We start from the raw sequence: 669 nt of genomic DNA on the forward strand, positions 1-669 counted from the left end.
ACTTTATTTGATATTTATATTCTATCATATCGGGACTAATTCCTGCTACATAAGGGAGAGAAAAAGTAGTGGGAAAAAATAATATTGCAGATTTAGAGAAAGCTTCTGAAAAAGCTAAAAGAAATGCTAGAAAAAGAGATTTTGATTTAGAAAAGCTTCAATATGCTTTAGATCATGCAGGAATACCACAAGAACAAATGGAAAATGCTCTTGCTATGTTAAGCAAAGCGACTGGAAAAGAACACTATATAGGCACTAAAAAAAGCCCTCAATCGAAAGTGAGGTTTGCTCAAATTTTACAAGAAAATATGAAATATTTAAGCAAAGAAGGATATTTGACATTAAGCGAAAAGGGTTTTTTGATGGATATTATCCCTTATGTTTCATTTCATAGTAATTCTATTGTTTATGATATTAAGGGTAAAAATCCCGTACCTATGAACATTTCAGAGTTAGCGTCAGAACTAGGCAGGGCAAGACAAAAAACAAGTCAAATAGTAAATGGCTTAGTAAAAAAAGGTATCTTAGCTAAAGCTGAAAGCGGAATTGAAGGTAATAATGCGAAAGCTTACTCTTTATTTGTTAATCCTCATGTGATCTTTGCAGGTGATAAAGATAATGTTCCAGAACATTTACAAGTAATCTTTTACAAGGCAATGAAACAACCTA

1 protein-coding gene is annotated in these 669 nt (G+C 31.8%); it reads left to right on the forward strand.

Annotation, left to right across the window (positions count from 1 at the left end; genetic code table 11):
- Nucleotides 1-68 precede the first annotated feature (68 nt).
- Nucleotides 69-669: MarR family transcriptional regulator (locus ACFSUL_RS21330; RefSeq protein WP_377938385.1), on the forward strand; the 601-nt coding region annotated here is incomplete at its 3' end.

It is taken from the genome of Bacillus seohaeanensis, from assembly GCF_042684945.1.
Taxonomy (GTDB): domain Bacteria; phylum Bacillota; class Bacilli; order Bacillales; family Bacillaceae_B; genus Rossellomorea; species Rossellomorea seohaeanensis.